The 14,869-nt window shown below is 70.7% G+C and carries 15 protein-coding genes and 1 tRNA gene; 8 read left to right on the top strand and 8 right to left on the bottom strand.

Annotation, left to right across the window (positions count from 1 at the left end):
- Positions 1–210: 210 nt before the first annotated feature.
- Both ACX28W_RS34520 and ACX28W_RS34515 read right to left on the bottom strand, forming a co-directional pair.
- Positions 211–942: a maleate cis-trans isomerase family protein gene (locus ACX28W_RS34520; protein WP_459003945.1), complete on the bottom strand. Its 732-nt coding sequence runs from the start codon at positions 940–942 to the stop codon at positions 211–213.
- The gene (locus ACX28W_RS34515; protein WP_459003944.1) at positions 939–1,721 is read right to left on the bottom strand and encodes a maleate cis-trans isomerase family protein; all 783 of its coding nucleotides are present in this window, start codon (positions 1,719–1,721) and stop codon (positions 939–941) included. The genes ACX28W_RS34520 and ACX28W_RS34515 overlap by 4 nt, the downstream gene beginning before the upstream one ends.
- Positions 1,722–2,000: 279 nt before the next feature.
- Between ACX28W_RS34515 and ACX28W_RS34510 the strand changes: the two genes are divergently transcribed.
- Both ACX28W_RS34510 and ACX28W_RS34505 read left to right on the top strand, forming a co-directional pair.
- Complete coding sequence (locus tag ACX28W_RS34510; RefSeq protein ID WP_459003948.1) at positions 2,001–2,924, top strand: D-2-hydroxyacid dehydrogenase; 924 nt, start codon at positions 2,001–2,003, stop codon at positions 2,922–2,924.
- Positions 2,925–2,946: 22 nt separating this feature from the next.
- A complete protein-coding gene (locus tag ACX28W_RS34505) occupies positions 2,947–4,356 on the top strand; it encodes an amidase (protein WP_459003943.1) in 1,410 nt (469 codons plus the stop codon).
- On the opposite strand, the gene ACX28W_RS34500 is transcribed toward ACX28W_RS34505, so the two are convergent.
- A complete protein-coding gene (locus ACX28W_RS34500; RefSeq protein WP_459003942.1) occupies positions 4,337–4,831 on the bottom strand; it encodes a DUF3830 family protein in 495 nt (164 codons plus the stop codon). The two genes, ACX28W_RS34505 and ACX28W_RS34500, sit on opposite strands and share 20 nt — an antisense overlap.
- A 106-nt stretch (positions 4,832–4,937) precedes the next feature.
- Here ACX28W_RS34500 and ehuB point away from each other — a divergent pair, with 106 nt between their 5' ends.
- The 6 genes from ehuB to ACX28W_RS34470 all read left to right on the top strand — a co-directional run bounded on the left by ehuB (position 4,938) and on the right by ACX28W_RS34470 (position 9,184).
- Positions 4,938–5,876: an ectoine/hydroxyectoine ABC transporter substrate-binding protein EhuB gene (gene ehuB / locus ACX28W_RS34495; protein ID WP_459003941.1), complete on the top strand. Its 939-nt coding sequence runs from the start codon at positions 4,938–4,940 to the stop codon at positions 5,874–5,876.
- On the top strand, positions 5,873–6,601 hold the full coding sequence (ehuC, locus tag ACX28W_RS34490; protein WP_459003940.1) for an ectoine/hydroxyectoine ABC transporter permease subunit EhuC: 729 nt from the start codon (positions 5,873–5,875) through the stop codon (positions 6,599–6,601). The genes ehuB and ehuC overlap by 4 nt, the downstream gene beginning before the upstream one ends.
- Positions 6,598–7,248, top strand: coding sequence for an ectoine/hydroxyectoine ABC transporter permease subunit EhuD (gene ehuD, locus ACX28W_RS34485; protein WP_459003939.1), 651 nt, complete (start codon positions 6,598–6,600; stop codon positions 7,246–7,248). The genes ehuC and ehuD overlap by 4 nt, the downstream gene beginning before the upstream one ends.
- Positions 7,249–7,258: 10 nt before the next feature.
- Positions 7,259–8,035 (top strand): ectoine/hydroxyectoine ABC transporter ATP-binding protein EhuA, encoded by a 777-nt coding sequence (gene ehuA, locus ACX28W_RS34480; protein ID WP_459003938.1) that lies wholly within the window; start codon positions 7,259–7,261, stop codon positions 8,033–8,035.
- Positions 8,036–8,262: 227 nt separating this feature from the next.
- On the top strand, positions 8,263–9,021 hold the full coding sequence (locus ACX28W_RS34475; RefSeq protein WP_459003937.1) for an IclR family transcriptional regulator: 759 nt from the start codon (positions 8,263–8,265) through the stop codon (positions 9,019–9,021).
- 89 nt (positions 9,022–9,110) lie between these two features.
- A tRNA-Lys gene (locus tag ACX28W_RS34470) sits at positions 9,111–9,184 on the top strand.
- A gap of 147 nt (positions 9,185–9,331) precedes the next feature.
- Here ACX28W_RS34470 and ACX28W_RS34465 read toward each other — a convergent pair.
- The 5 genes from ACX28W_RS34465 to ACX28W_RS34445 form a co-directional block, all read right to left on the bottom strand.
- Positions 9,332–10,990 (bottom strand): AMP-binding protein, encoded by a 1,659-nt coding sequence (locus tag ACX28W_RS34465; RefSeq protein ID WP_459003936.1) that lies wholly within the window; start codon positions 10,988–10,990, stop codon positions 9,332–9,334.
- A gap of 75 nt (positions 10,991–11,065) precedes the next feature.
- A complete protein-coding gene (locus tag ACX28W_RS34460; protein ID WP_459003935.1) occupies positions 11,066–11,539 on the bottom strand; it encodes a DUF3592 domain-containing protein in 474 nt (157 codons plus the stop codon).
- A 162-nt stretch (positions 11,540–11,701) separates the two neighbouring features.
- Entirely contained in the window at positions 11,702–12,316 is a 615-nt protein-coding gene (locus ACX28W_RS34455; protein ID WP_459003934.1) for a lytic polysaccharide monooxygenase auxiliary activity family 9 protein, read from the bottom strand.
- 179 nt (positions 12,317–12,495) lie between these two features.
- Positions 12,496–13,683: an SPFH domain-containing protein gene (locus tag ACX28W_RS34450; RefSeq protein ID WP_459003933.1), complete on the bottom strand. Its 1,188-nt coding sequence runs from the start codon at positions 13,681–13,683 to the stop codon at positions 12,496–12,498.
- A 210-nt stretch (positions 13,684–13,893) separates the two neighbouring features.
- Positions 13,894–14,565 (bottom strand): NlpC/P60 family protein, encoded by a 672-nt coding sequence (locus tag ACX28W_RS34445; protein ID WP_459003932.1) that lies wholly within the window; start codon positions 14,563–14,565, stop codon positions 13,894–13,896.
- Positions 14,566–14,869: the final 304 nt, after the last annotated feature.

The following is a 14,869-nucleotide window of genomic DNA, read 5'->3' as shown; positions in this document are numbered from 1 at the left end:
TCGCCCCCGCCGCCCCTACCCGTCCCATCCGTACCTGGGGGCTCCGCCCCCAGACCCCCGTTCGGCCTGGACGGCCTCGTCCTCAAACGCCGGACGGGCTGGGATACCTGGCGGGGGTCCAGGGGGCGCAGCGTCCCTGGCGGGGGTCTGGGGGCGGAGCCCCCAGGAGCGGGATGGGACGGGTAGGGGCGGCGGGGGCGAGGAAACCGGCTACACCTGCACGATCGGCTCCTTGGTGAACAGTGTGCCGAGGGCCGGCTCGTTGACGCGGCGGGCCGCGAGGCGCAGGGCCTCCCAGACCGTGACCTGGTTGGCGGTGAGGACCGGCTTGCCCAGTTCTCCCTCCAGGGCGGGGAGGTGGGAGGCCGTGTGCAGGGCGGTGTCCGGGAGGAGGACCGCGTCGGCGTCGGGATGATCACCGTCCCGGGCCAGCCCCAGGACCTCCCGCTCACCCCACGTCGCGACCTCCGCCGCCGTGATGATTCCGGACGCGCGCACCGCGACCACCTCCACGCCCAGGTCCTTCAGGAACGTGGCGAAGAGCGCGGCCACGTCGTCCGGGTAGGTCGCCGCGATCGCGACCCGCCGGGCCCCGATCTCCCGTACGGCGTGCGCGAAGGCGAAGGACGTCGAGGAGGCGGGCAGACCCGCCGCCCGGGCCAGGGCGCGGACCTGGTCCTGGGCACCCTGTCGGCCGTAGACGAAGCTGCCGCTGGTGCACGCCCAGACCACCGCCTCGGCACCGGACAGCCGAAGCTCCTCGACGCCCGCCGCGAGCCGGGCCGCCGAGCCCATCTCCCGCAGGGCATCCACCCGGTGCGCGTCCTCACCGATGTCCGTGTGGACCAGGAAAAGGCGGATGTCGCTGCTCAGGAGCTGCTCGATGCGCGGGTAGTCGTCCTCGGCCGAGTGGCCCGGATAGAGAAATCCGAGTGCGGTCATGCCCATCCTTCCTGTTCTTCCGGCAATACCGGCCCCCGCCGGGCGGACTGATCGATCAGCCGCTGACGGGGGCCCACCGCCCGGGTACCCAGGTGACGCAGCGCCGCCCACATCGTCACCTGGTTGGCCGAGAGAACCGGGATCCGCAGTTCCGCCTCCAGCTGGGGGATGACGTCGTACGTCGGCAGGTTGGTGCAGCTGATGAAGAGAGCCTGCGCCAGTCCTCCCCGGACCGCCAGGCGGGCCATGTCGATCACGTCGCGATACGGGACCTTCCAGATGTGCCTGGTCAGGCCCATGAAGGCGCGCCCGGTGACGGTGGTCCCGGCCTCGGCGAGGTACTCCTCCAGACACTGGGTGACCGAGACCGTGTACGGCGTCACCAGCGCGATACGGCGGACGCCGAGCTCCGCCAGCGCGGCGAGCAGCGCACCGGACGTGGTCAGCGAGGGCACCGCACCCGCCCGCGTCATCACCTCGCACATCGCCCGCTCGCCCGCGACGCCCCCGACGAAACTGCCCGAGGTGCACGCGTACGCCACCACCTCGGGCGCGACCGCGTTGACCGCGCGCACCGCGTCGCCGAGGGTCTCGTGCTCGGAGATCAGGCGGGCCAGGTCCAGGCTCACCTCGACGGGCACGAACGGGGTGCGCGTGAGATGCAGGGAGACGTCGTCCGGCACCCAGCGCCACAGCTCACGGTCGAGGGCGAAGTCGAAGGGGGCGACCACGCCGACGCCGCGCTGCGAGCAGGGACCGCCGAGAAAGGAGACGTCCATGGGCAGCACCGGCCTCACGCGGGGAAACGAGGGGGCAACGGACCGTGCACGCGTCCGTGTTGACGAAGGTAGGTTCGGGTGCGAGCGTGGTCAATCCGCGCATCTCAGACGGCTCCGGCCCCGCCCCGCCCCTCAGGTTCGTCCTCTTCGTCCTCTCAGGAAAGCGGACTCGCGTTGCGAAACGGTTTCCCCCGCCCACCCCGCCCCGTATCCGGAAAATCCCGCCCCGCGTCCGGAGCGTCCCGTGCATCCGGAGAACCCGGAACGACCCTCCTCGTCCTGGACGCGGAACCGCTCCCCCGGCTGGGCAAGCTCACCGGCCGGGTGCGGATCGAGCACGCCGACGAGTCGACGCTGGCCGAGCGGCTGCCGCGCGCGGACGTGCTGCTGGTCTGGGACTTCACCTCGCACGCGGTGCGCCGCGCCTGGCCCGGCGAGGGTCCACGGCCGCGCTGGGTGCACACGGCGAGCGCGGGCGTCGACCATCTGATGTGCCCCGAACTCGCCGCGTCCAGCGCGGTGGTGACCAACGCGCGCGGCATCTTCGACCGGCCGATCGCCGAGTACGTCGCCGCGCTGGTCCTGGCGATGGCCAAGGATCTGCCGCGGAGCCTGGACCTGCAGCGGCGGCGGGAGTGGCGGCATCGGGAGACGCAGCGGGTGGCGGGCACGCGCGCGTGCGTGGTCGGCTCCGGACCGATCGGGCGGGCGATCGTCAGGACGCTCAAGGCACTCGATGTCACGACGGCCCTGGTCGGACGCACTGCGCGCACCGGTATCCACGGCCCCGAGGAGCTGGACCGGCTGATGGCGCGCGCCGACTGGGTGGTGTCCGCGGCGCCGCTCACCGAGGCCACGTACGGCATGTTCGACGCGCGGCGGTTCGGGATGATGCAGCCGTCGGCGCGCTTCATCAATGTCGGCCGCGGTCAGCTCGTCGTGATGGACGCGCTGACCGAGGCGCTGTCGAAGCGGTGGATCGCGGGCGCGGCACTCGATGTCTTCGCGGAGGAACCGCTGGGTCCCGACAGCCCGTTGTGGGACGTCCCCGGGCTGATCGTCTCGCCCCACATGAGCGGCGACACGGTGGGCTGGCGGGACGAACTCGGCGCGCAGTTCGTGGAGATGTACGAGCGCTGGGAGGCGGGCAGACCGCTGCCGAACGTGGTCGACAAGAACCGCGGGTACGTGCCGGGCCACTGAACTCCCGTACTGGAGGAGACCCATGTCGGAACTCACCGAGCTGACGGCGGTACAACTCGTCGACGGCTACCGCAAGGGCGAATTCAGCCCCGTGGACGCGACGCGGGCGGCGCTGCGCCGGGCCGAGGAGATCCAGCCGGCCGTGAACGCGTTCGTACGTCTGGACGCGGACGCGGCCCTCGCGCGGGCGGGGGAATCCACCGACCGCTGGCGGCGGGGCGAGCCGACGGGTCTGCTGGACGGAGTCCCGGTCTGCGTCAAGGACGTCCTGCTGCTGCGCGGCGGCCCCACCCTGCGCGGATCCAGAACCACTGATCCACAAGGCCGTTGGGACGAGGACGCGCCGTCCGTCGCCCGGCTGCGCGAGCACGGCGCCGTGTTCCTCGGCAAGACGACGACACCGGAGTTCGGCTGGAAGGGCGTCACCGACTCGCCGCTGTCGGGGGTGACACGCAATCCGTACGACGTCTCGCGCACCGCGGGCGGCTCCAGCGGCGGCAGCGCGGCGGCCGTCGCGCTGGGCGCGGGGCCGCTGGCGCTGGGCACCGACGGCGGCGGCAGTGTCCGTATCCCCGCCGCGTGCTGCGGGATCTTCGGGCTGAAGCCGACGTACGGGAGGGTGCCGCTGTATCCCGCGAGCGCCTTCGGGACGCTCGCGCACGTGGGGCCGATGACGCGGGACGCCGCCGACGCGGCGCTGATGATGGATGTGATCAGCGGTTTCGACGCGCGCGACTGGTCGGCGCTCGGGCCGGTGCACGGGTCCTTCGTCGAGGCGCTGGAGGGCGGGGTGCGCGGACTGCGGGTCGCGTACTCGGCGTCCCTGGGCGGGCAGGTCGCGGTCCGCCCCGCTGTCGCGGCGGCGGTACGGCGGGCGGTGCAGCGGCTCGCGGAGCTCGGCGCGTACGTTGTGGAGGCCGACCCCGACTTGACCGACCCGGTGGACGCGTTCCACGTCCTGTGGCTCGGCGGAGCGGCCCGGGTGACCCAGCGACTCGGGCCTCGGCAGCGGGAGTTGCTCGACCCCGGGCTCCGGGAGGTCTCCGCAGAGGGTGCTCGGCTGAGCGCGCTCGACTACTTGGCCGCGGTGGACGTCCGCATGGATCTGGGCCGTCGTATGGGCCGCTTCCACGAGTCGTACGACGTGCTGGTGACGCCGACCCTGCCGATCCCCGCCTTCGAGGCGGGCGTCGAGGTCCCGAAGGGCTCGGGGCACCGGCACTGGACGGGGTGGACTCCGTTCACGTACCCCTTCAACATGACGCAGCAGCCGGCCGCTTCCGTGCCGGTGGGGACGGACCCCGACGGGCTGCCCGTGGGGTTGCAGATCGTCGCCGCCCGGCATCGGGACGACCTCGTCCTGCGGACGGCGCACGCACTGTACGAGGCGGGGGCCGCCGGGATCGCAGCGCCTAGCCTCGCCGGAAACTGAGCGTCTCCCCCAGTGCGCCGGAGCGCCACAGGTCGTTGCAGGCCTCGGCCATGGTGTCGAGGCCTTCGACGACCTGGCCCCAGACGATTCCCGGCACCCAGCCCACGTCGCCGTTGAGCAGCAGGTTGTTGCGTTCGTAGAAGAGGGCGAGGTCGACGACCGTGGTGCCGGGGCGTACGTCGGTGTCGTAGCCGTATGCCTTGGTGCCCAACTCCGTGCCCGCGAAGGCGAAATAGCAGAGGTCGCCGGGGATGGGGGTGACGGTGGGGTTCTCCAGTGGGGGTTCCGTGGCCGCGAAGGGTGGGAAGAGGGCGTAGATCTCGTTGCGCGCGTACTTCGCGTGGTAGACGTCGCCGGCGAGCGGGAGGGCGTCCCACACCGCCGCGCAGGTGAGCGGCGCCCGGTCGTCGAGCAGTCTGGCCGTGCAGTGGACTCCCCGCTCGGTCAGGGAGACGCGGATGTGGCGGTCGGTCATGACTCCATGGTCCCGCGGGGGGCAGGGGGGTCAAGGGGGCGTCAGGGACGGACGGGGGCTCGAATCGATCCGCATACATCGCATGGTCCCGGGTAGCCGCGCGGCCATGGTTCCACCACTTGGGAATGACGGGTATGACGCAGAGAAAGCAGAGATACGAGGGCTACGAGGGCCGAGTCGGCGGTCACTGCTCGCGGGTGTCTCCGCCCTCGGTGCCGTCGGCGCGCTGGGGGCCGCCGGCTGCACCCGGGTCGCCACGGCGTCCGGCAACGGGGGCGATCTCCTCGACCGGCTGAAGGCGCAGGGGGTCGTACGCCTCGGCATCGCGGGTGAGATCCCCTTCGGGTACATCGACAGGAACGGCGAACTGACCGGGGAGGCCCCGGAACTCGCGAAGGCCGTGTTCAAACGGCTGGGGGTCGATCGCGTCCAGCCGGTCCCGACCGAGTTCGGCTCGCTCATTCCCGGGCTCAACGCGCAGCAGTTCGATGTCGTGTCCGCCGGGATGTACATCAACCCGGAACGCTGTGAGCAGGTCGTCTTCGCGGATCCGGACTACCAGATGCTCGACGCGTTCATCGTGCGCAAGGGCAATCCGAAGGGCCTGCACGACTACCAGGACGTCGTCGCGAAGAAGGCCAAGTTCGCGACGGGCACGGGTTATGCGGAGATCCAGTACGCGGTCGAGGCCGGGTACAAGGAGAGCGAAATCCTGATCGTGCCGGATCAGGTGGCCGGGCTGAACGCCGTCGAGGCCGGGCGCGCCGACGTCTTCGCCGGGACCGCGCTGACGACGCGCGAAGTCGTCAAGAAGTCCCGCAAGGCGGAGAGTACGAAGCCCTTCGCGCCCTTGGTCAAGGGCAAGCCGCACGTCGACGGTGGCGGCTTCGCGTTCCGCTCGACGGAGACGAAGCTGCGGGACGCCGTCAACGTGGAGCTCAGGAAGATGAAGGCCGGCGGCGAGCTGTTCCGCATTCTCGAGCCGTTCGGTTTCACCCAGGCCGAGATGACCGACATGACCGCGAAGGAGCTGTGCCGCGGATGACCTCGGGACTCTGGGACCTCGTACTCAAGGGGATATGGACCACCGTCCAGCTGCTGGTCTTCAGCGCGCTGCTGGCCACGGCCGTGTCCTTCGTCGTCGGTATCGCGCGCACCCACCGGCTGTGGATCGTCCGCTTCCTCGCGGGTTTCTACACCGAGGTGTTCCGCGGCACCTCCGCGCTGATCATGATCTTCTGGGTGTACTTCGTGCTGCCCCTCGCCTTCGGCTGGCAGCTCGTCCCGATGTGGGCGGGCACGCTCGCGCTCGGACTGACGTACGGGGCGTACGGCGCCGAGATCGTGCGCGGCGCCCTGAACGCGGTCGACCCCGCGCAGCGCGAGGGCGGTATCGCGCTCAGCTTCACACCCTGGCAGCGGATGCGGCTGATCCTGCTGCCGCAGGCGGTGCCCGAGATGATCCCCTCGTTCTGCAACCTGCTGATCGAGCTGCTCAAGGGCACGGCCCTGGTCTCCGTCATGGGGATGGGCGATCTGGCGTTCAGCGGCAGTCTGGTGCGGCTCGCGCTGCAGGAGAGCGCGGAGATCTACACGTACGTCCTGCTGATCTACTTCGTGATCGCCTTCCTGCTCACCCGGCTGATGCGGGGGCTGGAGAAGCGGCTGAGGGCCGGGGTCGGCAAGGACCCCGGGACGGAGTCGGCGGCCCGTGAACGCAAGCGCACGCAAACGACCGGCGTGGGAGCCGCGAGCGGAGGTGCCGCATGACGTGGGACTGGAGCGCGGTCGGAGACTTCATGCCGCACTTCTGGGACGGGCTGCTGGTCACCCTGCAGGCGCTGGCCCTCGGTTCGCTGATCTCGTTCGCCCTCGGACTGGTGTGGGCGTTGCTGATACGGACGCCCACGCGCTGGGTGCGCTGGCCGGTCGGCGTCGTCACCGAGTTCATCAGGAACACCCCGCTCCTGGTGCAGCTGTTCTTCCTCTTCTACGTGCTGCCCGAGTGGAACATCACGTTCTCCGCGCTGACCACCGGTGTCGTAGCGATCGGCCTGCACTACTCGACGTACACGATGCAGGTCTACCGGGCCGGCATCGAGGGCGTGCCCGTCGGCCAGTGGGAGGCGGCCACGGCGCTCAGCCTGCCCGTGCGGCGCACCTGGGCCGCGGTGATCCTGCCGCAGGCGATCCGCCGGGTGGTGCCCGCGCTGGGCAACTACGTCATCGCGATGCTCAAGGACACCCCGATGCTGATGGTGATCACCGTGCTGGACATGCTCGGTGAGGCGAAGCTGTTTTCGCAGCAGCATTTCCAGTTCATCGAGCCGCTCACGGTCGTCGGCGTGGCCTTCATCCTCATTTCCTATCCGGCTTCCCTTCTTCTGCGAGTTCTGGAGCGACGTCTTGTCCGCTGACACCCCTCTGATGAAAGAACCCGACGCGCACGCCAATCCCCCGGTGGACGGCGCCGAGCTGATCCGTTTCGACAAGGTCACCAAGCGCTTCGGGGACAACACCGTCCTCGACGGGCTGGACTTCCGCGTCGACTCCGGCAAGCACGTCACGCTGATCGGCCCGTCCGGCTCCGGCAAGACGACGATCCTGCGGCTGCTGATGACGCTGGTCAAGCCGGACGAGGGCACGATCACGGTCGCCGGGGAGCGGCTCTTCCCGGCGGACGAGAAGCAGATCCGCGAGGTCCGCAAGAAGATCGGGATGGTGTTCCAGCAGTTCAACCTGTTCCCGAACATGAGCGTGCTCAGGAACATCACCGAGGCGCCCGTCACCGTCCTCGGCCTGTCCAAGGACGAGGCGGAGGCACGGGCCCGCGAGCTGCTCGACCTGGTGGGCCTCGCGGACAAGTGCGACGAGCGTCCGACCCGGCTGTCCGGCGGCCAGCAGCAGCGGGTCGCGATCGCGCGGGCGCTGGCGATGCGGCCACAGGTGCTGCTCCTCGACGAGGTGACGTCCGCGCTCGACCCCGAACTGGTCGCGGGGGTCCTCGATGTCCTCCGTGACATCGCCCGCACCACGGACATCACCATGCTCTGCGTGACCCATGAGATGAATTTCGCCCGGGACATATCGGACCAAGTACTGATGTTTGATTCCGGCCGGGTCATCGAATCCGGTCCGCCGGAGCAGATCTTCGGCGATCCGGCACACGAACGAACGCGGGAATTCCTCAGCGCGGTCCTGTGACTGCAAGGAGTGAACGCGGCAAGGTGCGAGGTCCGGCTCGTGGGGCATGCCCTCTGAGCCATGACTCTGGCATATGCCAGAGTGTCGCGCGCCTGCTGAGGGCTCCGGAACGCGCCGACGAACTCGTCAACATCCCCTCCCCGTAAGCCTCTTGGCGGCTATCGTGGAGAGGCCCAGCTGTACGGGCCGCGCCTTTCGGGCGTGGCCAAGAAGCTCAGGGGGAAACTGTGGCGTTGATGAACGAGCCGACCGCGCCGTACCACTCGGCCCAGGACGCCCTCCGCGTCCTGGAGCTGGTGGCACGGCAATCCACTGGCGTCACCGACGCCGAGCTCGCCCGCCAGACCGGCCTCGGCACGGAGCGCCTGACCACGCTGCTGCGGATGCTGCGCCGGGAGGGGTACGTCGAGCAGGTCACCGACGGCGCGTACGTCGCCGGCGCCGCCCTCGCCAGGCTGGGCTCCGCCCGCGGCCGCGACCAGGCACTGCGCGAGAAGCTCCAGCAGACCATCGACCGGCTGCGCGACTCGGTCGGCGCCGCGATCTACCTCAGCCGGTATGTCGACGGCGAGATCCACATCAGCCAGTACGCCGACGGCCCGGCGACCCCCGCGGTCAACGAGTGGGTCGACTTCCGCTCCGCGGCCCACGCCAGCGCGATCGGCAAGAGCCTTCTCGGCCAGCTCGACCTGAACGGCCGCCGCGACCATCTCTCCCGCCACAGGATGGCCCGCCTCACCTCGCGCACCATCACCAACGAGCGGCTGCTGCTGTCCCGGCTCGACGCCCAGCCGCCCACGGTGCCGGTGCTCGACCTCCAGGAGTACGCGGTCGGCACGGTCTGCGCGGCCGTCCCCATCACGGCCGGCTCCTCCGTCGGCTGCCTCGCCCTCTCCCTCCCGGTCGAGCACGCGCACCGGCTCCGGCAGGCCGCGGACACGCTGAACCGGGGAGCGACCCCGGTCCTCCTGTCCCTCGCCCTCTAGGTCCTCGCCGTTTCGTGGTCGAAAGCAGCCCTGCGGACCAGGTAGTATTTCTTTTGTCGCCGACCGCGAGAGCGGGAGGCGAGGGTCATGCGCCGCTAGCTCAGTTGGTTAGAGCAGCTGACTCTTAATCAGCGGGTCCGGGGTTCGAGTCCCTGGCGGCGCACAACCGAGAAAGGCCCTCCACATCGTGGGGGGCCTTCTTGCGTCCCCCCGCACTCACTCACGGCTGACGAACTCGCTGAGCACCCGGGCCGGCAATACGTCCCCGGATGCCTCCCCGCCCCACCTCCCCCGCTCTACCTCCCTCGCCCTACCGCGCCAGCAGCTCCTCGCGCCCCCGCGCCCGGTACTCGGCCAGTAGCCCCTCCACGTCCGCCGCCCGCAGCCCGCGGTACGCCGACTCCCCCGGCGGCCGCCACCACACCGGGTCCGCACACCGGAACCCCTCGCGTCTGAGTCCCACCCGATGGATCTTGTTGGTCGCGGTGACCGGCATCCGCTCCACGACCCGGACGTACCGGGGTGCCATCTTGGTCCCCAGGTCGGGTTGCGCCCGCAGGAATTCGGCGAAGGCGGACGGGGCGAAGGAGGCCCCCTCCTTGAGTCCGATCGCCGCCATCACCTGGTCCCCGGCGACCGCGTCCGGCACCGCGTACACCGCCACGGCGGCGGCGTCCTCGTACCGGGCGAGGATGTTCTCGATCATCGCGGCGGCGAGGTTCTCGCTGTCGACGCGCAGCCGGTCGTCGGTGCGTCCGGCGAAGTAGAGGAAGCCGTCGGCGTCGCGGTAGAAGAGGTCGCCGGTCCAGTACCCGCTGTCGCGCCTGCGGGCCGCGTCCGCCGCCGCGTTGCGCCAGTACCCCTCGAAGGGGTTGGGCCCGCGGTTCACCAACTCCCCTATCGCCGACGCCCCGTTGAGGAGTCGTCCATCGGCGGAGAAGGCGGCGGGCGGACACTCGGTGCCCGTCTCCGGGTCGACCACGGCGAGGTCGTCCCCGGGTGCCGCCCGTCCGACCGCACCCACGGGAGTGCCGGGTGTCCAGCGGATGGCGGCCCCACCCTCCGACGAGCCGTACCCCTCCACCAGCCGCACACCGAACCGCCGCTCGAAGGCGGCCGCGTCGACCGCGCCCGCCTCCGTCCCGAAGCCCATCCGCAGCGGGTTGTCCCGGTCGTCGGGACGGGCGGGCGTGGCCAGCAGGTACTGCACGGCACGGCCCACATAGGTGAAGTACGTCGCCCCGCACGCCCGTACGTCGGCGAGGAACCCCGACGCCGAGAAGCGCCGTCTGAGCGCGATCCCCGCGCCCGCCGCCAGCGCGGGTGCCCAGTCGGCGATCACCGCGTTGCCGTGGAACATCGGCATGCAGATGTAGTGCGTGTCGTCCGGGCGCACCTCGAACTGGTCGGCCAGCGAACGTCCGGCGGCGGCCAGCCGGCCCTGGGTGCAGATCGCGGCCTTGGGGGCGCCGGTCGAGCCGGACGTGAAGTACAGGAGGAGGCGGTCGTCCGCCGACGCGGAGGAGGCGTCCGGCTTCGCGCCCTCGTACGACGCGAGGAGGTCGGCGTACCCCTCGGTGTCGGTCACCAGGACGCGTACGCCGGGGAGTTCGAGGCCGTCGAGCAGGGGCAGGTGGGCCCGCTCGGTGACCAGGACGCGGCACTCGGCGTGCAGGATGTCGCGGGCCAGTTCGGGGCCGCGCCGGGTCGGGTTGACGCCCGCGACGGCGGCACCGGCGAGGGCTGCCGCGCTCAGCCACAGCGGATATTCCGGAGTGTTGTCGAGCAGTACGCCGACGTGCGGCGCGGCGCCCGGTGGCAGCAGCTCGGCGAGCAGCGCCGCCCGCGCCGCCGCGCCCGCCGCCACCCGGTGGTGGCTCAGCACCCGCCCCTCGAACCACAGCCCCGGCCGGTGATCGCCCCACCGCTCCTGTACGAGCTCCGCGACGGTACTCCTCTTGGACCCCATGGAGGCGCACGATAATTGACGCACCATCAGATAGGGAGCCCCTTTGCCCCAAGAGGGCTTCAAGGAGTCCCGTTCCTAGAATCCGTCGCCCATCAAGGAGTCGTCCGTCGAGAAGAACCCGTGGACCCCGACCATGAAGCCGACGCAGAAGACGACGATCACCCCGCAGAGGACCAGAATGAACACCGCGCCCGCCGCCAGCCTGCCCGGGCTCGGCGTGTGGGCCGTGGCCTTGTCGGGGCGCTCGGCGGTGTAGTGGACGGTGACGATGTCGCCCTCGACGATCGTCGCCGGGCCGTTCGACTCCTCGAAGCGGACCGTGCGCCCTTCGCGCGTCCTGAACTCGTACACGTGATGCAGTGTCGTGGACACGGAGGTGTCCCCGGCGCCGCCGCTGGTCGTCGTGTACGAGCGCAGACAGCGCGCCTCCGCGGTCAGCCCGCTGTTCCAGGCCCGCCGCATGTCCAGGGAGCGGCGGATCACCGTGGTCGCCATGAAGACGGCCCCGGCCATGATCAGTGCGGGTACGAGATAGAAGAAGAAGTCCATGACGTTCCCCCGATTCCGATGTGTGGGGAACCTACCCGCGCGAGGTGCGCCGGCGCCTCAAGGGATGCTCAGAACCTTCAGCCGTACTGGACCATCACACGGAAACCGCGTGCGCCGAGACCGGGATCGATCACGACGCACGCGGACGCTACCCGAGGGAGGTCAGAACGTGACGTCCGAGCAGGCGTAGAACGCGTTCGTCGTATCCGCGATCGTCCAGACCGCGACGATGACGTGGTGTCCGCTCCTTCCGCTCGGCAGGGTGCCGGAGTGGGAGAGCGTCGCGGGCGGCTGCCCGCTGTAGGGGACCGTGAGGAACGGGGTGGTGTCGAGGTCCGAGCGGGCCAGGGCGTGGTTCTGGTTCCAGCCGGTCTTGGTGAGGAAGTACCGGAAGTCGGTGGTGGAGTGCCGCGCGGTGAACTGCCAGCGGAAGGTGTAGCTCTGCCCACCGGTGACCTTGGTCGTCGGCCAGGCCGCGCCCGAGGGGGTGGTCGGCTTGTCCAGCGCGCCGAAGTTGGTGTGGTTGCCGGAACAGATCTGGCCGTCCGCGGGACCGGCCGCCGGGAAGCCCTTGGGCGCCTCGACGCTCTGGGGCTCGTACTGGATGGCACCGCAGCCGGTGACCGTGCCGTTGGCGCAGAGCTTCTGCCGGCTGATGGGCAGGTCGGTGTAGCCGTGACCGCTGGCACCGCCCGCGGAGAGCGCGAAGGCTCCCGCGGTGGTGAGGCCCAGCACGGCCGCGTACCACTTCGCTTTTCTGGTCGTCCGTATGCGCATGCTGCCGCTCCTGGAGGACGTGGGGGAGGCTCTCGTGAGCCGTGAGCCGCGCGCGTGATTTCCAGGTCTAGACCAAGTCCCAGATTATTGGCAGGCGTTGAACATGTCCAGACCAATCACAAATCTGTCCGGCCGGCTCTCGAACCCGTCCGTCGCCCTCACGAACCCGTCCACCCCGCTCACGACGAGTCCTCCCTGCGCCCGGTGCAGAACGCCACCGTCAGGTCCTTCACCAACGCCTTGCGTTCGTAGTCGTCCAGCTCGACCAGCCCGCGCATGGTCAGCCGGGTCACCGTGTCCTCGACCGAGTCGACGACGGAGGTGAGCACGGAGTCGCGGCACTGGGCGTCCAGGGCCGCGATCCGGCGGCGCTGCATCACGGCCGTGATCTCGGGGGCGTACTCGATCCGGGTCGGCTGCACCGAGAACACCTCCAGGCCGACCGGCGCCGTGTCCGCGGCGACCAGCCGGGTCAGCGCCTCGCCGACCGCGTCCGTGTTGCGCAGCGTCGCCGCGTCCTTGATGACGGCGGGCGGCGCTTCGGCCGGAAGCCGCGAGAGGACCCGTGACAGCGCCGCCTCCACGCACTCGCGCAGATACGCCAGATGGTCCTCGACGCCGAGCGTGGCGCGCGCGGTGTCCCGCACCCGCCACACGACGAGCACGACCACCCGCAGCGCGACCCCGTTCGCGTCGACGACCGACATCGGCTCACTGCGCCAGTGCCGCAGCCGTACGTCGACCCGGCGGCGCCGCACCAGCGGGTTGATCCACAGCAGCCCGGTGCGCCGGACCGTGCCGCAGTACCCCCCGAACAGGCCGAGCACCCAGGCCCGTCCGGTCCGGCCGCGGGCGAGACCGCCGAAGCCGAACAGGCCGAGCGCGCCCGCCCCGGCGTACCCGGCCCACTGCGCGGGCCCGAGCCCGGCGCCCGGCGACCAGGGCAGCGCGAGCCCCCGCATCGCGGCCGGCGGCAGCACACCGGCCCACCATGAGGTGAGTACACATCCGGCCAGACCGCAGGCCCCGGCCAGCACACCCGCCACTCCGGACGACACCCGTGCGGGGCGCTCCACGAGTTCGGGGTCGACCTCCGGCACCGGGCGCGGCGCGCTGCCCGGCGCGGGCCGCCGGATCCGGGGCTGTTCTCCGGTCCCGCGCCGGCGCCCCACGACGGCGGGCGCGGGCGGCACGGACACCGGCTCGGGGTCGTCCCGGAAAAGAAGGTGGACGGGGATCTCGGTGGTCGACTCGTTCTGGATGAGCCGGGCGGACCGGGTGCCGACGCCCTCGGACGGCCCCTTGGACCCGGGGGGCCGGGAGGGCGCCCCTTCGGAGTCCGGGGTGTGTGAAGTAGTCGTTGTCATACGTGCCTCCATGCCTCCGCGCGTGGAAGTGTGATCCCGACCGTGTGGCGATCCCGAGGTGCTGCGCCCTCGATGTGCCGCGATCCCGAGCTGCCGTGACCTCGACGTGCCGCGATCCCGACGTGCCGTGACCCCGACCGCCTCGTGGCCCCGGTCTTGTCGTGGCCCCAGCCCTGCCCCCGCCCCGGTCCTGCCGCGGTTCCGCCCGCGTCAGGAGAAGAGCCGGCGCCACGTCTCCGGCCCCGGGTAACCGGAGGGCGTGGTCTTCGCCCCCGCGCCCAGGACGGCACCCGGGCCCACACCCGCGCTCCCGGCCGGCCTGTTGTAGCGGTAGGGCACATAGCGGTCCGAGTTGCGCCAGTACCTGTGCGGGGTGGCCTGCCTGCGGGCGTGCCGGCGGGTCTGTTCGTAGGCGATGTCATACGTGTGGGTGTAATCCGTCCAGCCGCCGAAGAGGACGACGTGCGAGCCTTTCTCGGGATCCGCCATATTGCGGAAGAGAAGAATGTCGCCGGGCTGCAGCCGATCGCGGGAAATGCGTACGCCGAACGTGCCGAGGCTGCCCGTCCATTCGTTCCCCGGCAGGTTCCAGGCCATCGAGACATAGCCCGAGCAGTCCTTCCGGTATCCGTCCGGCCAGTGCGCGTACCTGCTGTACGGCACCTGCGCGGCGACCCCCTTCTTGGCCCGGTTGATGATCTCCGCCCGTGTGGTCATGGGTACCTTGACCCTGCCTCCCGGCGTCCCGGGCGCAGCCGGCTTTCCGCCCGCTCCGTGCAGCGGGGCCTTGCTTCCCTGCGGGGTGTCGGGCTCCTCACCTGCGGGGATGCCCGGCCGTGCGAGTCCGTACGCGACCGCCACGGCGGGCATCGGCTGCCCCACGGCCAGAACCGTGCCCGCCGCCGCGGCCGGCGCCGGCGCTCCCCGTGCCGCCGGACGGCCGACCGGGCCGGAGGACGAGGAAGAAGAGGAAGAAGAGGAACAGGGCAGGGCGCACCGCCCGTGCACGCATCCGGGGCAATCGCAACCGCTCGCGGGATCGAATTCCTCGAATACCGGAGCCGCCATGCGATTCCCCTCACACTCCAGATGGAAATCTCCGCACTTCTGCACACGCGCCAGTTTCTCAACTGTCCTCCGGTGTCGCATGTTGACGGTCCGAATGATGTACCCGGCCCGGTAGCGC

It is taken from the genome of Streptomyces sp. SD15 (assembly GCF_054462255.1).
This window is presented reverse-complemented; position numbering and strand designations above follow the sequence as displayed.